The 17,236-nt window shown below is 44.3% G+C and carries 15 protein-coding genes; 7 read left to right on the top strand and 8 right to left on the bottom strand.

The features are described 5' to 3' along the window. The first annotated feature begins 93 nt into the window (after positions 1-93). The 4 genes from infB to ribF all read left to right on the top strand — a co-directional run bounded on the left by infB (position 94) and on the right by ribF (position 6,173). Positions 94-2,991: a translation initiation factor IF-2 gene (gene infB / locus HXT36_RS03935; protein ID WP_116438208.1), complete on the top strand. Its 2,898-nt coding sequence runs from the start codon at positions 94-96 to the stop codon at positions 2,989-2,991. 1 nt (position 2,992) lies between these two features. Further along, positions 2,993-3,565, top strand: coding sequence for a 30S ribosome-binding factor RbfA (rbfA, locus tag HXT36_RS03930; RefSeq protein WP_016796780.1), 573 nt, complete (start codon positions 2,993-2,995; stop codon positions 3,563-3,565). Further along, a complete protein-coding gene (gene truB / locus HXT36_RS03925; RefSeq protein ID WP_421778614.1) occupies positions 3,558-4,787 on the top strand; it encodes a tRNA pseudouridine(55) synthase TruB in 1,230 nt (409 codons plus the stop codon). The genes rbfA and truB overlap by 8 nt, the downstream gene beginning before the upstream one ends. A 105-nt stretch (positions 4,788-4,892) precedes the next feature. After that, the gene (gene ribF, locus HXT36_RS03920) at positions 4,893-6,173 is read left to right on the top strand and encodes a bifunctional riboflavin kinase/FMN adenylyltransferase (RefSeq protein ID WP_172535018.1); all 1,281 of its coding nucleotides are present in this window, start codon (positions 4,893-4,895) and stop codon (positions 6,171-6,173) included. Here ribF and HXT36_RS03915 read toward each other — a convergent pair. The 3 genes from HXT36_RS03915 to HXT36_RS03905 all read right to left on the bottom strand — a co-directional run bounded on the left by HXT36_RS03915 (position 6,159) and on the right by HXT36_RS03905 (position 8,979). After that, on the bottom strand, positions 6,159-6,983 hold the full coding sequence (locus HXT36_RS03915; RefSeq protein ID WP_004133426.1) for an amino acid ABC transporter ATP-binding protein: 825 nt from the start codon (positions 6,981-6,983) through the stop codon (positions 6,159-6,161). The two genes, ribF and HXT36_RS03915, sit on opposite strands and share 15 nt — an antisense overlap. Further along, positions 6,983-7,933, bottom strand: coding sequence for an amino acid ABC transporter permease (locus HXT36_RS03910; RefSeq protein ID WP_004131717.1), 951 nt, complete (start codon positions 7,931-7,933; stop codon positions 6,983-6,985). Before HXT36_RS03910 ends, HXT36_RS03915 begins: the two co-directional genes overlap by 1 nt. Positions 7,934-8,109: 176 nt before the next feature. Then, the gene (locus tag HXT36_RS03905; protein ID WP_115761519.1) at positions 8,110-8,979 is read right to left on the bottom strand and encodes an ABC transporter substrate-binding protein; all 870 of its coding nucleotides are present in this window, start codon (positions 8,977-8,979) and stop codon (positions 8,110-8,112) included. A 395-nt stretch (positions 8,980-9,374) separates the two neighbouring features. Between HXT36_RS03905 and HXT36_RS03900 the strand changes: the two genes are divergently transcribed. Next, positions 9,375-10,226 carry a 5'-methylthioadenosine/S-adenosylhomocysteine nucleosidase gene (locus tag HXT36_RS03900; protein ID WP_421778613.1) on the top strand — a complete coding sequence of 284 codons (852 nt, stop codon included), beginning with the start codon at positions 9,375-9,377 and terminating at the stop codon, positions 10,224-10,226. A 1-nt stretch (position 10,227) separates the two neighbouring features. Here HXT36_RS03900 and HXT36_RS03895 read toward each other — a convergent pair whose 3' ends face one another. From HXT36_RS03895 to radA, 4 genes are all read right to left on the bottom strand, one after another. Continuing rightward, positions 10,228-10,764 carry a cupin domain-containing protein gene (locus HXT36_RS03895; RefSeq protein ID WP_018642959.1) on the bottom strand — a complete coding sequence of 179 codons (537 nt, stop codon included), beginning with the start codon at positions 10,762-10,764 and terminating at the stop codon, positions 10,228-10,230. Positions 10,765-10,815: 51 nt separating this feature from the next. Then, on the bottom strand, positions 10,816-12,237 hold the full coding sequence (locus HXT36_RS03890; RefSeq protein WP_421778612.1) for an amidohydrolase family protein: 1,422 nt from the start codon (positions 12,235-12,237) through the stop codon (positions 10,816-10,818). Positions 12,238-12,327: 90 nt separating this feature from the next. Continuing rightward, complete coding sequence (locus tag HXT36_RS03885; RefSeq protein WP_050567868.1) at positions 12,328-13,872, bottom strand: adenosylhomocysteinase; 1,545 nt, start codon at positions 13,870-13,872, stop codon at positions 12,328-12,330. A 19-nt stretch (positions 13,873-13,891) separates the two neighbouring features. Continuing rightward, positions 13,892-15,325 (bottom strand): DNA repair protein RadA, encoded by a 1,434-nt coding sequence (gene radA, locus HXT36_RS03880; RefSeq protein WP_421778611.1) that lies wholly within the window; start codon positions 15,323-15,325, stop codon positions 13,892-13,894. A gap of 91 nt (positions 15,326-15,416) precedes the next feature. On the opposite strand from radA, the gene HXT36_RS03875 reads away from it, so the two are divergent. Next, complete coding sequence (locus HXT36_RS03875; protein ID WP_032816110.1) at positions 15,417-16,049, top strand: hypothetical protein; 633 nt, start codon at positions 15,417-15,419, stop codon at positions 16,047-16,049. Positions 16,050-16,219: 170 nt separating this feature from the next. Next, entirely contained in the window at positions 16,220-16,309 is a 90-nt protein-coding gene (locus tag HXT36_RS03870; protein ID WP_004268639.1) for a 30S ribosomal protein bS22, read from the top strand. Between the two features lie 198 nt (positions 16,310-16,507). Here the strand turns inward: HXT36_RS03870 and rpiA are convergent, their stop codons facing one another. Next, positions 16,508-17,206 carry a ribose-5-phosphate isomerase RpiA gene (gene rpiA, locus HXT36_RS03865; protein WP_004131725.1) on the bottom strand — a complete coding sequence of 233 codons (699 nt, stop codon included), beginning with the start codon at positions 17,204-17,206 and terminating at the stop codon, positions 16,508-16,510. Positions 17,207-17,236 lie beyond the last annotated feature (30 nt).

The following is a 17,236-nucleotide window of genomic DNA, read 5'->3' as shown; positions in this document are numbered from 1 at the left end:
ATATCTAAATAAAAAGCATAAGAGTAAGAATCTTATAACAATATAAAGTGGCTGCGTTCGTTTTACGCTGCCACAGACTGAGGAGAACACTGAGTGGTAAAAAAGCGCGTATACGAACTGGCCAAAGAATTTGGCGTAGATAGTAAAACCGTATTGGAACGTTTGAAGAGCATGGGCGAATTCGTAAAGTCCGCATCTTCAACCGTTGAAGCTCCTGTAGTGCGTCGTCTAAAGACGGAATTTGTGCCTGCGGATTCTGCTGCAAAGAGCGAATCGAAGCCTTCTGCGTCTAAGAATGTTGATCATGCATCTAATAAATCTGCGGATTCTGCGTCTAATAGCAAGCCAGAATCTCATGGTCAAAATGCAGAAAAGAAGGCTAATCAAAAGCCAGAACAAAAGTCTTTTGCAAAGCAGAATTCTGCGCAAAAAGTGCATGACAATCACGAATCTAAGACTTCTAATGCGCATGCTGCTACCACTGCAACTCCTAAGCCTTCGGCTGGAAACGCAAAGCCTAATAATTCTTCTAAGTCTGGCGATTCAAAGCGCGGCGCGGAAAAGCGCGGTGGTGTAGAATCTAAATCTGCTAAGCAAGAGCGTTCTGCGCAAATGCCTCCACGCCCTAGACCACACCAAGGCTCTGGCTCGGGAGCCGCTCCTCGTCCAGGAAACAATCCGTTTAGTCGAAAGCAGGGTATGCGCGCGCCTACACCTGGAGACATTCCACGCCCACACCCAATGTCGCGCCCAGGCGCAGCTGCAGAGAACGCTCGTGGCTCAAAGCCAGGATCTGGCAATGGCAACGGCGGCAACGGTGGTGGTCGCGGTCGCGGTGGTCGCGGCGGAAACCGTCAAGGCGGCGGCAATGGCAATGGTGGTAACGGAGCAAATCGTTCCCAATGGCAAGGCTCGCATCGTTCAGGCGGCGGCAATGGTGGCGCAGGATCGCGCCCATCGGCAGAATCGCGCTTTAACGCAAATCAAGCTGCAAGCTTCCAAGCAGCGGCTGCAGGTGCTCCAAATGCAGGCCCATCCAGGGGTGGTCGTGGTCGCGCAGGAGCTGCAGGTGCATTCGGTCGCCAAGGTGGAAAGTCTTCTAAAGCTCGTAAGAATCGTCTTGCAAAGCGCAGGGAATACGAAGAGCTTAAAGCACCAGTTATTGGCGGCGTGCGTATTCCTTCGGGTAACGGCGCTACGATTCGCCTTCGTCAAGGCGCAACGCTTTCGGATTTGGCAGAAAAGATTGATGTAAATCCAGCAGCTTTGGTTACTGTTTTGTTCCATCTTGGAGAGATGGCAACAGCTACGCAATCTTTGGATGAAACAACATTCCAGATTCTTGGCGAAGAAATCGGCTGGAATATTAGCCTTGTTTCTGCAGAAGAAGAAGATAAAGAGCTTCTTCAGCAGTTCGATATTGACTTAGACGAAGAAGAGCTTCAAGAAGACGATAATCTTGTAACTCGCCCTCCAGTTGTTACTGTTATGGGCCACGTTGATCACGGTAAAACTCGCTTGCTTGATACAATCCGTAAGTCGAATGTTGTAGCGCGCGAAGCTGGCGGTATTACTCAGCGCATCGGCGCTTACCAAGTTACAGTCACCTTAGATGGCGACAAGCGCAAGATTACGTTCTTGGATACCCCAGGCCACGAAGCGTTTACAGCTATGCGTGCTCGTGGTGCGGAGCTTACAGACGTTGCAATTCTTGTTGTTGCAGCAGACGACGGCGTTATGCCTCAGACTGTTGAAGCAATTAACCACGCTCAAGCTGCTCACGTGCCTATTGTTGTTGCAGTAAACAAGATTGATGTTGCTGGAGCAAACCCAGATAAGGTTCGCGGTCAGCTTACAGAGTACGGTCTTGTGCCAGAAGAATACGGCGGTGACACCATGTTTGTGAATATTTCCGCAAAGCAGGGGACCAACGTAGATAAGCTTCTTGAGGCTGTTCTTTTGACTACAGATGCGGAGCTTGATCCTAAGGCGAATCCAAACATGGATGCTCGTGGCGCAACTGTTGAAGCTCGCTTGGATAAGGGTCGCGGTGCTGTTGCAACCGTTCTTGTTCAGCAAGGTACGCTTAAAGTCGGAGATTCCATTGTTGCAGGCACGTCTTATGGTCGCGTTCGCGCAATGCTCGACGAAAATGGCAACCACTTGCAAGAGGCAGGTCCTTCCACGCCAGTTCAGGTGCTTGGTTTGACTTCTGTTCCAACTGCAGGCGACTTGTTCTTGGTTACTTCCGACGATCGTTCTGCTCGCCAAATTGCCGAAAAGCGCCAGGCTACAGAGCGTGCGGCTCAGCTTGCAAAGCGTCGTAAGGTTGTGTCTCTTGAAAGCCTTAAGGAACAGTTTGCTAAGTCCGAAGTGGATATGCTCAACATTGTTATTAAGGGTGATTCTTCTGGCTCCGTTGAAGCTTTGGAAGACTCCTTAATGAAGATTGAGGTTTCCGACGAAGTTGGAATTCAGGTTATTCACCGCGGCGTTGGTGCGATTACGCAAAACGATGTGAACCTTGCAACAGTTGATAAGGCCGTTATTATTGGCTTCAACGTGCGTCCAAATCGCCAGGTTGCAGACTTGGCAGATCGCGAAGGCGTGGAAGTTAAGTACTACTCTGTTATTTACAAGGCAATCGAAGATATTGAAGCTGCTTTGAAGGGTATGCTTAAGCCAGAGTTTGAAGAGGTTGTTACATCTCATTCCGAGATTCGCGAAATCTTCCGCTCGTCCAAGTTTGGCAATATTGCTGGCGTTATGGTTCAAGATGGTGAGGTTAAGCGCGGAACCAAGTGCCGTATTTTGCGTAACGGTGTTGCAACTGTTAATGATCTTGAAATCTCCACTTTGCGTAGGTTTAAGGATGATGTGCAATCCGTTAGCGAAGGCTACGAAGCAGGCATTAATCTTGGAAGCTTTAACGACATTGAGCTTGGCGACGTAATCGAAACCTTTGAAATGAAGCAGATCGAGCGCAAATAATATGGCTGGAACAAACCCTAGAGCCGCGCGAATTGCGGCTTTGATTCACAGAGTGATTGCGTCCAATATGGAATCGCATTTGCACGATAAGCGACTTGCTAACGTAACGATTACAGAAGTGAGAGTTACTAACGATTTGCAAATAGCTAAAGTGTATTGGACGCAGCTTGGTACTGCTGGAAAAGAGCAGGGCGAGCGTATGCGCGCAAACCAGGCTTTGCAGCAGGCTAAGGGACGCTTACGCACTTTAGTTGGAGCTAAAGCAGGCTTGCGATTAACGCCTCAAATCCAATTTGTTTACGATGAAGTTCCTAGCGAAGCTCACGAGATTGAAGACATTTTGGTTGCGGCTCGCAAGCGTGACGAGGAGCTAGCTAAAGCGCGAGAAACAGCGCAATATGCTGGGGAAGCGGATCCGTATAAAAAGCCTCGTGAAGATGAGGATTTTGACGACGAGGATTTTGACGAAGACAGCGACTTTGAAGACGACGACTTTGCGGATTCTAGCGACTCTGCGGATTCTGGCGACTTTGATAGCGATGTAAATAGCGATTTTAGCGAGGGCAATGAGTAGTCCTGAATTACCATCTTCTAGCAAAGTACCATCTTCTGGCATTTTGCTAGTAGATAAGCCAAAAGGCGTTACCAGTCACGATGTTGTATCTTTTGCACGCGGCTTGTTGCACACTAAACGAGTGGGTCATGCTGGCACTCTTGACCCAATGGCAACAGGCTTGCTGATTCTTGGCTTTGGTAACGCCACGCGCTTGCTCAACTATTTGCTTGGTCACAATAAAACGTACGAAGCTGTGATTCGTCTTGGCGAGTCAACTAATACGGATGACGCAGACGGAAATGTTGTTTCAAGCGTGGATGATGAAAATGGCATTATAAACTTTGCAAATATTGATGAAATTCTTAAAGAATTGCGCGTTGTAATAGCAAAGAATTTTACTGGCTCGATTATGCAAACGCCAACATCTTTTTCTGCTATAAAAGTAAACGGCGTTCGTGCTTACGACTTAGCGCGTGAAGGTAAAGATGTTCATTTAGAGCCTAGAGAAGTTTTTATTTACGATTTTTCTTTGCTGGATGCGCATTTTAGTGTGGGCGTAAGTGGCGCGAAAGTTATTGATGTGCGCGCAAGCGTTTCTTGCTCTAGTGGCACGTATATTCGCGCTCTAGCACGCGATTTGGGGCGTGTTCTTGGAGTTGGAGGACACTTAGTTAGCCTTAGAAGAACGCGTATTGGCGATTTTTCTATAGAAGATAGTCGCGTGCTTAAGCTTAAAAGTGTTATTCGCACATTTACAAGCAAAAATGGCGTGACTCAAACTCGCGCGAAGGTTGTTTTAGACGATTTATACTATTCGCAAGGTTCATGCGAATCGCAAGCTGCTGGCGATTCGCCATCTGCTTTGCCAGCCTCGTCGCCTCTAGAAAACACTCTTAATCAACGCTTGCTAAGCATGTTTGAATCTGCAAAATTAACAATGCAAACAGTAGAAGTAAGTGAAAATCAAGCTAAAGACTTGCGATTTGGCAGAAAAATCACGATTTCTGCTATTAGTGCAAAAGACGCTACAAAGAACGCTATTGCATACGTAAAAGCCGCAAAAGATGAGCAAAACGACGTTGTTGCTGTTTTGCAGACCGCACAAAAGCGTCAAGCAACCGCAGATTTAAGCAGAACGGTTTCTATATCTCAAGCCAAAATTACAACAACAAACGAAAAAATCGAAAAAAATACAAATCAAATAGAAGCTAAACCAATTGTAGTATTTGTACAAAGCTAGTTTGCTGGTAAAATAGATGTTAGTGTGAAAATGGGGTTGCGGCAAAGTGGCGTCTAAAATAAAGCGATACCAATATTTGCGGCTCTTGCGAACAGTAAGGATATGATGAAGGTCATAGACATTCGACCAGATGCCAACGGTATGATTAGTTGGCCAACGTTGAGCGCTCAACGTAAGTCAGTTGTTACAATAGGTGTATTCGACGGAATGCATCTTGGGCATCGTAAAGTTATTGAGCGAACAGTGGAGATTGCTCGTAAAAACAACGCGTTCTCGGTTGTTATAATGTTTGACCCTCGTCCAAGCGTTGTGCACGAAAATCCAGATTTATTCGACGATTTTGGCGATGACGCGCAAATTCCAGTAGATTCGCAAGCGCTGACAAGCGTTCGCCAGCGGCTTAGAGTTTTACAGCAGTTAGACGTTGACCACGTTATTATAGTTCGATACAGCCTTGCTTTTGCTGCAAAATCGTACAGATTCTTCCTAGGGCAACTAGTTGGAAAGCTTGGCATGCGCGCGCTTGTTTTGGGATCGGATGCAGCTTTGGGCGCTAAAAGAGCTGGAAACGTTCATGCTATTAAAGAGCTTTCTCAAGCTACAGGCGTTTTTAGTCTTGTTGTTGTAGATGATTTTGGGCCAGGAGATGTTCGAGTTCCAGACCCGATTGTTCCAGAGGTTCCTTTAGAAGGCGGAGAGCCAAAAGACCCTGCAGATGGCATGAATAAGGCGGAATATCGCGCTTGGAGCAAGGGTATGCCGAATAAAAAGGTTCGTGCTTGGAGCTCTACAAATGTGCGATGGATGCTTGCAAATGGTAGGGTTCGAGATGCTGGAGATATTCTTGGCCAACCTCATAGAGTAGAAGGCGTTGTTGTTCACGGAGCTGGTCGCGGCCATCAAATTGGCTTCCCAACTGTGAATCTTGGAGAGCGAATTGACGGATATATTCCTGTTGATGGTGTGTATGCTGGTTGGATCATTGATTTAGACGCAGACGAGCAAAATGGCGCTTCGTATAGCAGAAACATTCCTAGCGTGGGTGTTTTGCGTAAAGATGAGCTTCATCTTGGATTGCATTCGCCTTGGCGTTGGGCGGCTGCGATTTCAGTTGGCACTAATCCTACTTTTGAAGATGACGCATCAAATGTATCAAACGCATCAAATAGCGCGGATGCTTACGACGATACTCTAGAAGAGCAATCGTCTAATCGAACTGTTGAAGCATATGCGTTAACAGATAAGATTCAAGACTTATACGGGCATAGGGTTTGCATTGAGTTTGCGCGCTTCTTGCGCCCTCAGCAAGCATTTGACTCGCAAGAGCAGCTTAAAGACGCTATTAGCAAAGACGTTGAGCAAACGCGCGCGCTAGTGTCGGAATGATTTAAAGAAGTTTTGCGTTTCTGGGTCGCTGCAAGCGTCCATAACTTCGTACGGCGTGCCGTTTTCTGCAACAACGCCGTTTCTAAGCAAAACTACTCTGTCGGCAGCTTCGTGCGCAAAATGCATCTCGTGAGTGGCCATTAAAATGGTTGTTCCTTGCTGCTTTAGCTCTGCAACCATGTCTAGAACTTCGCCAACAAGCATTGGGTCTAGCGCGGAAGTAATCTCGTCTAGAAGCAGAAGTTGTGGGCTTGTCATAAGCGCGCGAGCAATCGCCACTCGCTGCTGCTGTCCGCCCGAAAGCTGATCTGGGTAGGATTTTGCTTTATTTTCTAGCTTAATCCTAGATAGAAGCTCCATTGCGCGGCTTTCTGCGCGATCTTTGCTCCAATGATGAACTTTTCGCGCAGCAAGAGTTACGTTATCTAAAACACTCATATGCGTAAAAAGATTGAATTGCTGGAACACAACTCCGATTTGAGATCTAATTTGATCTTGATTTATGCGTGGGTCTGTAATATCTGTGTTTCCAAGCCAAACTTGACCGTCGTCTACTCGCTCAAGCAAATTAATGCACTTCATAAGAGTAGATTTGCCACTTCCAGAAGGCCCTAAAAGAGCCACCACTTCGTGAGGCGCAATATCAAAAGAAATACCTTTAAGAACAGGCGTTGAGTTATACGATTTTCGAATATTGCTTAAGCGCAAAACTGGGGTTGAATCCGTGTTATCGCTTGCATTTGTTTGATTGCTTGTGTTTGTGTAATCACTCATTTGTTGATTTACCTTTTGATTTGTTACGTTACTCATCACACAGTTCCTCCGTTTAGCTCGCGCTTGCGAAGTCTTGCTGTATACCAATCGTTTAGAACAATAAACGGAATGCTTAGCGCTATAAACACAACGCTTGCTACAACGTATGGAGTGAAGTTATAAGAAGTTGCAACAGATATTTGAGCGGCTCGAACTGCGTCTACAGCTCCCAAAACAGATATAAGCCCTGCGTCTTTTTGCATAGATATAAAGTCGTTCATTAATGCAGGAGCCACTTTTCTTAAGCCAAGAGGAATTACCACTAATCGCACAGTTTGACCAGATGTTAAGCCGAGTGATCTTGCGGATGCTCGCATAGAAGGGTGTACGTCTTCAAATCCTGCGCGCAATACCTCTCCAACGTATGCGGAGTAGCTCATAACAATGGCGATTGTGCCGAGTATTGCTGGTGGAATGCGCCCAAAAAGCTGCAATCCTGGTATGCCGAAGCCGATTAAGTAAAGCACAACAAGCATTGGTATGCCGCGCATAATGGTTGTGTAGAATTGCGCTATAGCGCGCAATGGGAAAAGCATTGGGCTTACGCTTGTGCGAATAACTGCGATTAAAGTTCCAAGTATTGCAACTCCTATTACAGCAAACACAAGCACTTGCAAATTAAGCATTAAGCCTTGCAAAACAGATGGCAAAGATAGCATAAAGTATTTGCCAGAAAAGAACGTTTCGCGCACTCTTGGCCAACCAGGGCTCATTGCAAGCGCCGCAATGCACACGCCAAGCAATACTAAAGTGCTTATTATGCTTGTTAAAACAGATTTAAGATTCTGTTTTTTGCGTATTGCTCTGCGCTCAAGCTCGATATTGCTTAAAGCGCACGTTCCTTCATCTAATGCCGTATTAGCGCTAGATAGTGACGACGCATTAGTGAGTAACTTATTTGATTCGTTGCTTGCAGAATCTGTTGTACTGCCGTTAAGTACTGTCATTGGCGGTAGCCTGAGCCTTTCGACATAATGAATGATACGCACTATTGTAAGCACTTTTATGTGACGATTGGGTTACAAATTGCTTACAATAATGCGTATTGGTAATGACGTTGGTACGATTTTTATTTATTTTGATCTATTTTTAATCTATTTTGTTTGATTTAATTTAGATCAATTTACTTAAGAACTGGCACATCAGTTGTGTACTCTGCAAGCCACTTTTCTTGAAGCTTCTTCAAAGTGCCATCTTTTTCTAGAGCATTCACAGCCTTAGTAACGTCTGCAGTAAGCTTAGATCCTTTTGGAAGAACAAGGCCAGTTCCTTCCTTATCTTCCGATCCTGCAATCTGTCCAAGAACAACACCATCCTTAACTTGCTTACTGCGAACAATGTTCACAGAAGATGGAGTATCTATAACAAGTGCGTCGATTTGCTTAGAGTCAAGAGCCTGAACCAAAGCGTCGTTATCGTTAAAGGTTTGAATATCGCTCTTAATCTTGTCTTTAGCAAAGCTGTAGCTTGTTGTTCCAACCATTGCGCCAATCTGCGCGGTTTTAAGATCTGCTAAAGTCTTTGCGTTAGCAAACTTGCTGTCTTTTTTAACAACAACGCCTTGAGTTGCGTTGTAGTAGCTTGGCGAAAAGTCTACTGCCTTCTTGCGTTCTTCGGTAATAGAGAACTGTTGAAGGTTAAAGTCAAAGTCCTTTGGGCCTGGAGTTACTGCGGAGTCGAAGGTTGTGCGAACCCACTTAACCTTGTCTTTGCCGTAGCCAAGTTTCTTTGCAACAGCGTATGCTACTGCGGATTCGTATCCTTTGCCGTTTTCTGGCTTGTTATCGTACATCCAAGGTGTGTAAGTTGGCTGAGCTGTGCCGATTGTCAAAACGCCTGGAGTGATCGTCTTTTGGTTTGGATCTTGTGCGTTTTGGCTTCCGCATGCCGCTGTGCTAACCATTGATGCAATTGCTAATGCTGCTGCAGCGATTTTTGTAGCTGCGATTGCTACGCGGTTAGTGTGCAAGTTGTTATGTACGAAAATAGCCATTTTTTCTCCTTGTTTTTGCTAAAACCTTAAAATTTTCGCTTATTCGTTTTTTAAGCGATTTAAGTAGGTTTTGCGGCCGTACATTTGATAGTTTATAAGACGATAGACGCATTTAAGGCTTAATTGTTACAGAATTGTTATCGTGATTGTTTATAACGTGCTATATTTTGTTGATTTAATGGCGTAAATTTGCTCTACTTATGTTCAATTTTGTAAATGTTAAGTGGCTGTTACAATCGGTGTGTTGCGGTGTGTTGTGTTGTTTTGGCGTGTATTTACGATTTTAGAGTCATAAGTATTTGACTGTATTTGGTTGTATTTGATTATGTTTGACTATATTTGATTTTGTTAGATTTTATTAGATTAGATTTATCGAACTTATTTTAGGGGAGACTATGCAAAAGGAATTTTCAATCGGTAATTCTGGCGATTTTAGCAATCTTTCAAATCTCGCTGTTATAGTGGCGCTTCAAAAAGAGGCTCAACCTATTTTGCAAGCTTTTAGTGGCGAATATAAGTCTTGGCAAGATTACGGTGTTACTTTTATTCAAGGTAAAATCGCGTCTAATAACAAATGTAATAAAGCAGTTCTTACAATATGCATTGCTGGAATGGGAAAGTGTGCTGCAGCTGCAGCAGCTCAGGCGCTTATAATCGAAACTAAGCCACAAGTGTTGATTTTTAGCGGAATCGCAGGAGCATTAAATCCGCGTCTTAATGTTGGAGACATTGTTATAGGCAAGAATCTTCACTATTTAGAAACAAATACGCAAATTATTGCCGAGTGCTCTCCGTATAAGGACGTTTTTGAATCGGATTCAAAATTATGCGATTTAGCGGCAAATCAAGCGAAGTTATTAGGCTTTAGGCTTGAAAAGTCTTTGCAAGAATCATCTTCGGCTGCTTGCGATTCTTCCGCGGGATTTAAGCAAAGCGCGTCTAATAAGAGCGAAAATGGCGTTGCATACGTTTGCGGAAACATAGCAACAAGCGACCAATTTAACACAGACCCAAAGATTCTAGACGCAGTTCGCGAAGAGGTTTTTGGCGATTGCGAAGAGATGGAAGGCGCTGCAGTGGCGCATATTGCAGCTAAAAATGGCGTGCCATTCCTTGCGATTCGCGCAATGAGTAATCGTTGCGGAGAATCCTATGAATCGCTTGATGCGCATAAAGACGATTTAGTTCTTGCTGCAAATCGCGCTGCAAGTTTGACTTTGAGCGTTTTGAACGCGCTTGTTAAATAGCTTACTCGTTTTTAGGCGCTAAATTAAATCCGCTAAAAGTAAAACCAGGGCTTACAACGCAAGACACTAGAACGTCTGCGTTGCTAGGAACGGTTCGCTGCCATGTTCCAGCAGGAATCACAAGGTGACCGCGCGTAGATAAGCCGTTGTGTTCTTTAGTGTTTCCAAGCGTAAAACGTTGCAAATCCGCCTCCGCGCAAGGATTTACGCCACAACCGCCAAGCTCAATCGTAAGATTTGCTGGCCCATGCCAAAGCCAAATCTCGTCTGCGTCAACTTTATGCCACGCGCTTGAATCGCCAGCTGGTAAAAGAAAGTAAATAAGCGATGCTAGTGGCCTTGGAGCGTTTGAACTAGAGTTTTCGTCAACTTTAGTATCACTTAAGTTTGCGCTCGCGTTTTCGTTGTTATTTGCGCTATACAGTTGAGATGCTTGCCAATCGCGAGCGTACCATCCGCCTTCTGGGTGGGCTTCTAAGTGCAATTCTTTAACAAGATTTTTTGCGTAATCGCTCATATCTTCTAATTTAATGCTCATAATATCTCCTGATATTTTCTGATTTATTTTGCGAGACTTATTAGTCAAGACTTATTGCGCAAAAGCGCCATTATTGTACACAAGATTTCCAGATATTACTGTTGCTTTTGCACTACCTGCGCCGTGACGAACAAAATTATGCAAAGTCTCTTCAACTCCTTGTGGCGAGCTTGTGTCTGTTGGAATGTTAAAGAATGCAAGGTCGGCCGTGGCTCCAGCATTAATTTGGCCAATTCTGTGCGGTCCTACGTGCAAGCCCATAACGCTTGCGCCGCCTAAAGTAAGCATGCGAATAATTCGATGCGTTAAATCATCTTTTCTATAGCCCTGTGCCGTTGCTAAGTCGTAGACTTTTGCAGCGTCGTCTAAAACGTCTAAAGATGGAGAAGAAGATAGGGAATCCGTACCAATCGCAAGTAAGTTTCCTTCTTCCATATAGTCGCGAATTGGCGCGTCTCTCTCTGTAACAGTAATGCGATTGGACCTTGGGCAAAGTGCCACTCCAACTCCGCGTTGGCGCAAAATCCTGCGGTCTTCGCCATCCGCCCAAACGCCGTGCGCAATATGAACGTCTGGCCCCAAAGACCCAAGCTGATCCAAAAACTGAATTGCAGATGCCGTCATTCCGTGCGATTTAAGTTCGCTATAGCTTTCCCAAACATTGCTATTCCAATCTGGCGCAGAATACGTAGTTAGCGTATCTGCGTGATTTCCTGCCTCCATCGGCGTTTCGGCCAAGTGTATGTGCAAGCGCATGTTTAGCTGCCGCGCAATGTCTGGCAAATCCACAAACGGCTCTGTTTCTAGGCTATAAGGCGCATGTGGGCTAATACCTATACTCGGTATGCTGCCGTTGTTCATCATTTGCCCAAGCATTTCTAGCAGCTTAGCGTAGCCTTCTTCCTTCCAATCAACGTTTTTCCAGCCCATTACCTCCCAATAGGCAATTCCGTGCATTCCCTGGCTTGCAAGCGCTCCAACCGCTTCAATATCGGTTACAATGTCGGCAGCTGCTGTTGTGCCAGATTCCACCATCATTCTTGCGCCTTCGTATGCAGAAGTCTTCCAAGTTGTTAGCGATGGATTTTTTTGTTTATCTTCTTGCAACTTGTCGTAAACAACGTTAAATCCTTGCTCCCAATCGTGGAAATTTCTATATTCTCCGCGTCCTACGCTTGCCATATTTGTGTATTGCAAATGCGTGTGTGCATTAATAAGACCTGGCGTCATAAGACCGTGCCAATGCTTCTCGTTTCTAAACATTTGCATATAAGAATCGCTTGGCATCTCGTCTTTTAGAATATTAAGAACCCATTGACGCGTTCCAACGTGCACAACGCGTCCGTTAGATACAGCAACGGCACCTTCGGGGATTATTGGCCCCGTTACTGGAATAACCATTGATGCACTGTATAGTGTGACTTCGCTAAGTGGTGTTGGGTGTGCAAGTTTGCGTATTGGGTCTGTAAGCATTGTGTTCCTTAAGGAATTACGTTGTACTATTTTTGCTTTATTTATTCTATTATTGCTCAGATTTATTATGTTTTGGTTAATTGATTTATGCTAAATGTTTGCTTCTTCTGCAAATCGCGTTAAATCCCACTTATATCCGTTGTTTTTATTGGCTTCGCTTGCGCTATATCCGCGTTTTTCTAGTGCGATTCTTGCTATTTGATTATCGGAGCTTTCTGGCAATTGGTAGATTCCAGAATCAAGTCGATTTTCGTTATTTTTATTGCCATTTTTATTGCTATTGCCGTCTTTATTGCCATTGTGCTCTAGCAAATACGCAACTGCGCTCACTTGAACAGCAAAACTAAAGTCCATAATCTCAATAGGATTTCCGCCGCCTGTAGTGTAATTTGTGCCGTCTCCTTCGCTTATTAGCGTGATCTGCGGACCTAGTGGAACTTGGATTTTTCTTTGTGCTGTTCCAACAACTGGCTTAAAATCAGGGATTTCGTCTAATGCAATCTCGTTTGCAATTCCACCAATAACAGCCAAAATTGCGTTTTCTTGCATGTTTTGCATATTTTGCAATGTAATCGTGTGTCTAACGCCTGTTGCAGAAACAATCATATTGCTTTCTTTAACAGCGCATTCAAGATTTTTAGCTTCAAATCCGTCGAAAACTGCGCGTAAAGCTTGAACAGGATTTGTGTCGCAAATCGTAACTTTTGCACCCAATGCGCGTATTCTTAATGCAAATCCGCGGCCAACTGGTCCGTATCCAACAACAGTTACTTTAGCGTTTTCAAAGCATTCGCTTCCAAGAATTTGTTGCATTGTTGTAACGCATGTTTCTCCAGTTCCATGACGATTGTCAAAATCGGTTTTTAGAGCGCTATTATTTACTGCGATTACGGGGTAGTGCAAGTGCCCAGCTTTTTGCATTGCTTCAAAAGCGCGCACTCCACTTGTTGTTTCTTCGGCAACGCCTATTAGATTTGCTGCGATTTGTGGGCGTTCTAGGCTTGCTAGGCGCGCAAAGCTTGCGCCATCGTCGATTATTATGTTTGGCTGTATTTCGTCTAGAAGTTTTAGAGCGCCTTCGTGCGTTTGCTCAGGAGACCAATCGCGGTTTGCTTGCACTAAAATGCCCTCTTTTTTAAGTTGATCTGCCACTCTCTGGTCGGTTTCGTCTGGGCTGCAAAAAACGCCAACAATCGCTCCGTGAGCGTGTAGCTCCCTCAGTAGCACGGCTGTTTTTGGCTCTAGCACAAGGCAAACAGCTATTCTAACGCCTTCTAGATTAAGGCCATTTTCTTGTAAATTGTTAAGTAACGTGCGCATTACTGGCATGTGGCTTTGCGCGTAGTCAATGGCATCTTTTCCGCTTAAATTAGGCGCGTCTACAGTGGTCTCTAGGTTTTTTGCGCATATTTTTACGCAAAAATCAGCATCTTCCTTAGAATTTACGGGAATTATTCCCCAAGATTGCGCATTTTGCAAGAATTTTTGCACATTGCTATTGTTGTCGCTATTGATGTTGTTGATGTTAATGTTGTTGTTTTCTTTATTTTCATCTTCAATAAACACTCGCGAACCTGCAAGCGAGCGATTAGTTTTTTGTGATGTAAAAGCAGCCCATTTGCTAAAGTCAACCATATTAATCTCCATTAATCTCCTACAATCCCAGCGCGCTCAACGCTTCTTTAAGATTATTTACTTCAACTACATCAATTCCTGCAACGTGAATCTTTTTTTGCAAATGGCAAACAATCGCACGTTTATAGCCAATTCTTGCAGCTTCTTTAAGTCTAGTTTCCATTCTAGAAGCCGATCGAACTTGGCCAGTCAAGCTAATCTCGCCAATTGCGCATGTAAAAGGTAAAACTGGCTTATTTTTTGCAGCGCTTGCAAGGGACGCCACTATTGCTAAATCGCAAGAAGGCTCTTTTGCTTTAGCGCCAGCAATCGTAGAAACGTAAATGTCTTTAGCAAGAAGATTTAATCCGCCATGCCTATATAAAACTGCTGTAAGCATAGCGATTCTATTTGTATCTACTCCCGAAACTGCACGTCTAGGAGCAGGCAGAACAGAGTCTGTAACAAGCGCTTGAACCTCAATAGCAAGGCTTCGATTGCCCTCTAAAGTAAGCGTTACGCATGTGCCTTCGTTTTTGCAATCCTCGTTAGAAGACAAAAACAGGCCAGAAGGGTCCAGAACTTCCTCAATGCCGCATCCGCTCATATCGAAGCATCCAACTTCGTCTGTAGGTCCAAAACGATTTTTAACAGCGCGAAGCATGCGCAATGCCGTTTGACTATCTCCTTCAAATTGGCAAACTGTGTCTACAAGATGTTCAAGCGTGCGCGGACCTGCAATCGAGCCGTCTTTTGTAACGTGACCAACTAAAAGCACTGGAATATTACAAGTTTTAGCAACGTCAATAAGCGCGCTAGCTACTTCTCTAACTTGAGTGGAGCCTCCTGTAATGCCATCAACATCGCTAGAAACAATAGTTTGTGCTGAATCAACAATTGCAAGTGTTGGCTTATACTTTTCGATTAATGCTAAAGCTGTGTTTAAGTCTGTTGTAGAAGCAAGAAGAAGATTTTGACTTATAGCGTTTATGCGTGATGCGCGCAATTTTACTTGCGACTTTGATTCTTCGCCAGAAATGTATAGGACTATGCTTTCTTTGGATTTGCCGCCATTTTTAGCTACTTTTCCAGCGGTTTCTAAAAGCAGAGTAGACTTTCCGATTCCTGGCTCGCCTGCTATAAGCGTTACGGACCCTGGAACAAGGCCTCCGCCTAAAACGCGGTCAAATTCGCTAAATCCCGTGTGTATTCTAATTCCATTATCTGCTTGAATGCTGCTAATCGGCTGTGCGTCTACGCTGGAATCGATGTTTAATGCGGCAATCGCGTTTGTTTTTGCGCTTCTTGAATTTCTAGACGATCTTAAAGCTTTAGAAACGCCACTTTGCAACTTTGGCTCGCTAAACTCGCTTAGCGTACCCCATTCGCCGCATTCTGGGCAGCGGCCGTACCATTTTGACCCACTCCAACCACATTCGGAGCACAAGTAATAAGTAGAAGATTTTGCAGCCATGATTTGACGCTAGCTGCATTTATAGACATTTTGCCGTCATACTTTTGTGAGATAATCCAAGTATGTTTAACAGTGTTATGTGGGGTAAAAAATGAATTCTTATACAAATAATTCTTCTACTTCTTCGCAAGGATTTTCTGCGTCTCATAACAATTTACGAAAAGTGCTTATTGTTGCATTAATAGTTGTTGTTTTGGCAATTGTTTCCGCGTTTGTTTGGCCAGGTTGGGCGTTAAATCACCAGCAAAATACGCAACCCGCTAAAACGCAAGTGCCTTCTGCAAAAACGCCATCTATTAAGGCTAAAGATTTGCCTAGCACGTCTACTGCGCTGTTAAAAGCTATGCCAGATACTGTTCTTGATTTTGCGCGTGTTGATGCTTCTGCTAGCGCAAAATGGTCTTCGGCTTCTCCTTTAGAAGAATACACAGTTAAGTATTCAACTGGAGAATCTGGAAGTGATGTTTCGCTTGTTGTTGCTCAATGGAGCAGTCGCGACCTAGCGAATAAGCAATATGAGCTTTTGCTAGATGGATTAAGTGGGGTAGATGTTGCTTCTGGAAAAATTCAAGTTTCTGGAAAAACCACTGGCAGCTATGTGTTAAAGACTGAGTCGGGCAATAAAGCTAAAGCTAGTGCCATTTGGCAAAACGACACAGCTGTGTTTGAGTTAACCGGATCAAAGCAATCTGTTGAAAGATTCTATAAGCAATTTCCAATGTAAACTTTGCAAAATATAAGCTGTTTTGCATGTGTTTTGTATGTGTTTAACGTATGGTTTTGCGCATGTTTTGCATGTGTTTTTGTAAAACTTTGCTTTAGGATTTTCCAAAGTCGTCAAAACGGTGTAACATTAGGCAAGTTGCACACTTTACATATGAATGGAGGCTTCAGATGGGTTCTGTCATCAAGAAGCGCCGCAAGCGGATGAGCAAGAAGAAGCACCGCAAACTGCTGCGTAAGACTCGTCATCAGCGTAAGTAATGCTGTTTGGCGCGCCTGCCCGTTTGGGCACGTAACACTTTTGAAAGCGTTGGATTTTCCAGCGCTTTTTTTATTACGATTGAAAATTACCCTGATTGAAGAATGTAAAAAATTTCCCGAAAATGTACGTAAAACAGTGGATTTTACGCACACTCTCGGGAAATGATTGGTTAAATATTAGATTATGTAGACTGCTGCTTACTTATTTGGGTTTGTAAGAGTGCGAGGGCCGTTTGGATCTCCAACAATCACAGTATCAACCATGTTCAAGAACAGGCCGTGCTCAACAACGCCAACAGTTTCAATCAAGTCTTTAGCAAGCTCTTGTGGGTGGTCAATGCGCTCCAAATGCAAGTCAACTACAAAGTTGTTCTCGTCTGTGCGTACTTCTTTGCCATTTGCATCAAGTCGCAAAACTGGCTTGTATCCGCGCTTCTCGAACTTACGAATCACTTGAGCAGATCCAAATGGAATTACCTCAACAGGCAGTGGGAACTTGCCGATTGTGTCAACTACCTTGCTTGCGTCTACAATCCACACAATGCGATCGGAGTTGATTGCAACAATCTTTTCCCAAAGAAGAGCTGCGCCGCCGCCCTTAATGCCGTTAAAGTTCTTATCAACTTCGTCTGATCCGTCAATCGTAACGTCAATATGGTCAACATCGTTAATGTCAAGAATCTTAATGCCGTAGCCTTCTGCCTGCTCTTGAGTGCGGCGAGAAGTTGTAACTCCAGTAAAGCTTAAGCCTTCTTCCTTAACTCTGCGGCCAAGCTCGTCTACTAAGAATCGCACTGTAGAGCCGGTTCCAAGACCAACCATCATGCCATTTTGTACGATTTTTGCGGCCTCAATGCCAGCTGCTTTCTTTAGCGCGTCTTGTTGTGCTTTATCCATTTGTGCCTACTTTCTTGCTTTTGGCAGGTT

Origin of the sequence: Gardnerella sp. DNF01144, assembly GCF_049244245.1 — a bacterium.
Lineage (GTDB): Bacteria > Actinomycetota > Actinomycetes > Actinomycetales > Bifidobacteriaceae > Bifidobacterium > Bifidobacterium piotii.
This window is presented reverse-complemented; position numbering and strand designations above follow the sequence as displayed.